The organism is Anaerovibrio sp., assembly GCF_051866355.1.
Lineage (GTDB): Bacteria > Bacillota > Negativicutes > Selenomonadales > Selenomonadaceae > Anaerovibrio.
On the sequence record NZ_JBJDWZ010000020.1, the window covers coordinates 1 to 4,589 of the forward strand.

The following is a 4,589-nucleotide window of genomic DNA, read 5'->3' on the forward strand; positions in this document are numbered from 1 at the left end:
TAGGCGTTTTTTGGTATTATATAGGAAGCAGAATTTATGTTGAAAGGATTGGTTATATATGCGTATTTCGGCGAAGGGAAGGTACGGGCTGGCGGCCATGGCGCATCTGGCCCTGAATTATAGCGGTGGCAGCCCGATTACCATCATCAGCATCTCCGAGAAGATGGGGATTTCCAAGATTTATCTGGAGCAGGTCTTTGCGCTATTGAAGCGCGGCGGACTTGTGCTGTCACTCAAGGGCTCCCAGGGCGGCTATCAGCTTTCCCGCGCTCCGAAGGATATTACGGCCTATGATATTCTGGCTTCCATAGAAACTTCCATGATGGAACCGGCGGACAAGACGGTGGCGGATACCCAGCCAAAGCTGGAAAATGCCCTGCAGGAGCTGGTATTTGACAGGCTGGATGATGCCATCAGGGCCTCACTGGCAGAAGTAAATCTGGAGGATATCCTGCTGAATATTGAGAAGAACAGCTCACCTGACCAGCTGATGTATTTTATCTGACAGTACAAAAAAGACCGGAGGCATGAAAGCCCCGGTCTTTTTGTATATGCGTTATTGCATGTGCAGATGTGCGGTACAGCCCTGCCTCTGCACATGCAGGAGTGAGCCGTTTTTGGTTTGTCCGGCGTTCTGTCAGGAGAACAGCGGCTTCAAGGCGGCGGCCAGCTCATCCTTCTGCGCCTGTGCCTCAGCCAGATCCTTGCCTAACGTGGTGAAGTAGGTCTTGATTTTCGGCTCGGTGCCGGACGGACGCACGATAGCGGTAGCACCGCCCTCCAGCTCGTAGAGCAGTACGTTGGCAGGCGGCAGGCCGGTTTCCTCGGACTTCTTGAAGTCAACAGCCTTTGTCACCTTGTACTTGCCGATGGCGGCAGGCGGATTGCTCCGGAGCTCCGTCATGATGCCGGCCATCTTGTCCATGCCGGTAAGGCCAGGGAACTCGAAGCTGTCAATCTTGTTCAGGTAGCGGCCGTACTGGGTGTAGATTTCCTCCAGGCGCTGTTTGATGCTGGAGCCGGTGGCGCGATAGTAGGCGGCCATCTCGCAAATCAGCATGGAAGCCACAACGGCATCCTTGTCGCGGACATAGGTGCCGGCCAGATAGCCGTAGCTTTCCTCAAAGCCGAAGATAAAGCGCTCTTCCTCGCCCTTTTTCTCAAGGCCGAGAATCTGGTCGCCAATCCACTTGAAGCCGGTGAGCACGCTGCGCAGCTCCACGCCGTAATGCTCCGCCACGGCCTTGGCCAGCGGGGTGGATACCAGTGACATTACAGCCACAGGGTTCTCCGGCATGGTGCCCTTCTCAATGCGGCCTGCGCAGATGTAGTCCAGCAGCAGTACGCCCATCTCGTTGCCGGATACCAGCTCATAGGAGCCGTCAGGGCACTTCATGGCAATGCCCACCCGGTCAGCGTCAGGGTCGGTGGCCAGCATCAGGTCAGCATCGCATTCCTGTGCCAGCTTCAGGCCGGATTCCAGCGCGGCATAAATCTCAGGATTCGGGTAGCTGCAGGTGGTGAAGTAGCCGTTAGGGTACTCCTGCTCAGGCACAATGGTGATATCGGTAATGCCGATGTCCTTCAATACCTGGGTGACAGGCACCAGGCCGGAGCCGTTCAGCGGGCTGTAAACCAGCTTCAGGCCGGAGGTTCTGGCCAGTCCCGGACGCACCTGGCGGGACTCGATGGCCTCGTAGAAGGCCTTCTTGCAGTCATCGCCTACGAAGCGGATAAGGCCGTCCTCTACGCCCCGGGCAAAGGAAACCTGCCGGGCGCCGGTCAGCACATCAATCTTCTGGATTTCATCATAGACGATGTCAGCCGCCTGGTCAGGCATCTGGCAGCCGTCAGGGCCGTAGGCCTTGTAGCCGTTGTACTTGGCAGGGTTGTGGGAAGCCGTCACCATGATGCCGGCGTTGCAGTTGTAGTATCTGGTGGCAAAGGAAAGGGCAGGCACCGGCATGGCGGCATCGTAGATGCGCACCTTGATGCCGTTGGCGGCCAGCACCCCTGCGGCGGTCTTGGAGAAGACGTCGCTCTTGAGGCGGGTGTCGTAGCTGATGGCTACGGTCTGGGTGCCGCCCTGGGTCTTTACCCAGTTGGCCAGTCCCTGGGTAGCCTGTGCTACCACGTAGATGTTCATGCGGTTGGTGCCGGCGCCCAGCACGCCGCGCAGGCCTGCCGTACCGAATTTCAGCGAAACGGCAAAGCGGTCCTTGATTTCCTCGTCGTTGCCCTCAATGCGCCTTAGCTCCGGGCTGAGGTCGGCATCCGCCAGGTCTGCCGCCAGCCAGCGCTTGTATTCTTCATTGTACATCGTATATACCTCCCATGGATGTAATAAATGGATTGCAGCCTTATCTGCCGGTCAGCTCATAAGCTCCTTCATAAGCGGCCCGTGAGCCTGCTCGTGCATCGCTTATGCATCAGTTTTTGAATCAGCTTGCAAACGGCCTATATATGGTTATAATTCGCACTAAATAGAAAAAATCCTGCTTTTCTGCAAAAAAATGTTGCAAAAAAACAGGACTTTTTTATTGCATTTTTGAGAGATTGTCAAAGCGCGTGTAGGATTTCTGGAAGTAGAGCTTCACCGTGTCCACCGGGCCGTTGCGGTGCTTGGCTACGATTACCTCGGTGATGTTCTTGTTGACGGTTTCCGGCTCGTAATAATCCTCGCGGTACAGGAACATGACGATATCGGCATCCTGCTCCAGTGAGCCTGATTCGCGCAGGTCGCTGAGCATCGGCCGCTTTATCTGGCGCGATTCCACGCCGCGGCTCAGCTGTGACAGGGCGATAATCGGCACGTTCAGCTCCCTGGCCAGGGATTTCAGCGAGCGGGAGATTTCGGCGATTTCCGCCTGGCGGTTGTCGCTGTTTCCCTTGCCGCTTCCCTGCATGAGCTGCAGGTAGTCGATGATGATAAGGTCAAGGCCGTGCTGGGATTTCAGCCGCCGCGCCTTTGACCGCAGCTCGTTGACCTGGATTCCGGCCGTATCGTCAATGTAGAGGGGCGCCTTGCCGATGATTTCAGCTACCATCATCAGCTTGCCCCAGTCCTCGTCCGGAATATCGCCGATGCGCACCTTCTGGGAGTCCAGGCTGGCCTCGGAGCAGAGCATGCGCTGCATGAGCTGGGTCTTTGACATTTCCAGAGAGAAGAAGGCCACGGACTTTTTTTCCCTGATGGCCACATTGGAGGCAATATTCAGGGTAAAGGCGGTCTTGCCCATACTCGGACGGGCGGCTACCAGTATCAAATCAGAGGGCTGCAGGCCGGAGGTCAGCTTGTCCAGATCCGTGAATTCCGTAGGAATGCCCGTCAGGCCGCCCTTTGATTCATAGACGGTGTTTATCTTGTCAATGCTTTCGATAACAATCTGGTTGATGGGCGTAAAATCTCCGGACATGTGCCGGGAGGAAGCGTCCATAATCCGCTTTTCCGCCCTGTCCAGAATGGTCGGCACGTCCTCCTCCCCATCGTAGGCCATGGCGGTAATATCGCTGGCGGCATTGATGAGGTTCCGGAGGTCGGCCTTTTCCCTGACAATATTGGCGTAGTAGGCCACGTTGGAGGCGGAGGGAACGGCGTTGGCAAGTCCTGCGATAAAGGCAGGGCCGCCAACTTTTTCCAGCAGGTTTTCCTTGTCCAGCTGTTCCGACAGGGTGACGATATCCACCGGTATGTTGTCGTTGGACAGCTTCAGCATGGTTTCAAAGACGATGCCGTGGGCATCACGATAAAAATCGCTGCGCTTCAAGAGTTCTGCCGCGTCTGCCACAGCGGACTTCTTCATCATCATGGAGCCGAGGACGGCCTGCTCCGCCTCGATGTTGTTAGGGGGAACCATCTTCATTATGTCATCCTTGGTTGGCACCTGCTATTCCTCCTTTGCCAGCAGAAGCTCAAGGGCTTCCGTTGCCGTGCTTACAGGGAAAATTTCCAGTCCCAGATGGTGCTGTGGTATGTCCTTGGTGTTTTCCGCCGGAATAATCAGGCGGCTGATGCCTGCCTGTTTTGCGCCGTAGGCCTTTTCAAAGACGCCGCCCACAGGGCGCACCCTGCCCTGCAGGGAAATCTCTCCTGTAACGGCAGTGTCCTGCCGGATAGGACGGCCTGTGATGGCGGAAATAATGGCGGTGAGGATGGCAGTGCCGGCGCTGGGGCCGTCGATGTTGCCGCCGCCGATGACGTTGATGTGCAGATCGTAGTCATGTATGTCCTTGCCCGTCACCATGCGCACCACGGAAGCCGCGTTGAATACGGAGTCCTTGGCCATGGAACCGGCGGTTTCGTTGAAGCGGACCGTGCCCTTGCCCTTTTCGCGGGCCTCAAAGGCCACGGCCTCTATTTCGATGACGGAGCCAAGGAAGCCTGCTACCCCCAGGCCGAAGATGTGGCCAACCTCGCATTTGTCGGAGGCTTTTTTGGTGACGTATGGGCTGAGGCGGCTGACCTGTGCCACCTTGTAGATGTCGGCCCGCTCAATAACCACGCCGCAGGTGTCACCTGTGCCATTAACGTCAGCATCAGCATCAACGCCATCGTCAGCACCGGCATCGTTATTAGTATCGGCAGTGGT

At 56.6% G+C, this 4,589-nt stretch carries 4 protein-coding genes; 1 reads left to right on the top strand and 3 read right to left on the bottom strand.

The genetic code is table 11. The features are described 5' to 3' along the window. Positions 1 to 58 precede the first annotated feature (58 nt). Positions 59 to 505 (top strand): RrF2 family transcriptional regulator, encoded by a 447-nt coding sequence (locus ACI3UA_RS01030; protein WP_439722978.1) that lies wholly within the window; start codon positions 59 to 61, stop codon positions 503 to 505. A gap of 132 nt (positions 506 to 637) precedes the next feature. Here the strand turns inward: ACI3UA_RS01030 and ACI3UA_RS01035 are convergent, their stop codons facing one another. The 3 genes from ACI3UA_RS01035 to ACI3UA_RS01045 form a co-directional block, all read right to left on the bottom strand. Next, complete coding sequence (locus ACI3UA_RS01035; RefSeq protein WP_439722979.1) at positions 638 to 2,320, bottom strand: phospho-sugar mutase; 1,683 nt, start codon at positions 2,318 to 2,320, stop codon at positions 638 to 640. A 217-nt stretch (positions 2,321 to 2,537) separates the two neighbouring features. Further along, entirely contained in the window at positions 2,538 to 3,866 is a 1,329-nt protein-coding gene (gene dnaB, locus ACI3UA_RS01040) for a replicative DNA helicase (RefSeq protein ID WP_439722981.1), read from the bottom strand. 21 nt (positions 3,867 to 3,887) lie between these two features. After that, a partial coding sequence (locus ACI3UA_RS01045; RefSeq protein ID WP_439722980.1) for a S16 family serine protease occupies positions 3,888 to 4,589 on the bottom strand: 702 nt, incomplete at its 5' end.

Bases quoted from the DNA above. Each gene is read 5' to 3' on its own strand.
- ACI3UA_RS01035 (WP_439722979.1), bottom strand. From the start codon at position 2,320: ATGTACAATGAAGAATACAAGCGCTGGCTGGCGGCAGACCTGGCGGAT.
- ACI3UA_RS01030 (WP_439722978.1), top strand. From the start codon at position 59: ATGCGTATTTCGGCGAAGGGAAGGTACGGGCTGGCGGCCATGGCGCAT.